1 rRNA gene is annotated in these 255 nt (G+C 55.7%); it reads right to left on the reverse strand.

Annotated elements, in window-relative coordinates:
* Position 1 precedes the first annotated feature (1 nt).
* A 5S ribosomal RNA gene (gene rrf, locus U5775_RS39275) occupies positions 2-115 on the reverse strand.
* Between the last annotated feature and the right edge of the window lie 140 nt (positions 116-255).

The raw sequence follows: 255 nt of genomic DNA on the forward strand, positions 1-255 counted from the left end.
AGCCTGACGATTACCTACTTTCACACGGGCAATCCGCACTATCATCGGCGTGGAGCTGTTTCACGGTCCTGTTCGGGATGGGAAGGGGTGGGACCAGCTCGCTATGGTCATCAGGCATGACGGGTTGCTGCGTCGCGCGGGTTTTGGTGAACCTGGCGCCACAGCCAATCGGGAAGAAGCGTAAAGAGGTCTTGCTGAATTGGGGTTGTGTTGTTTCTGGCACAACACGTGATCTCAACCTGTGTGTTACTCCCT

Origin of the sequence: Paraburkholderia sp. J63 (assembly GCF_905220245.1) — a bacterium.
Taxonomy (GTDB): Bacteria; Pseudomonadota; Gammaproteobacteria; order Burkholderiales; family Burkholderiaceae; genus Paraburkholderia.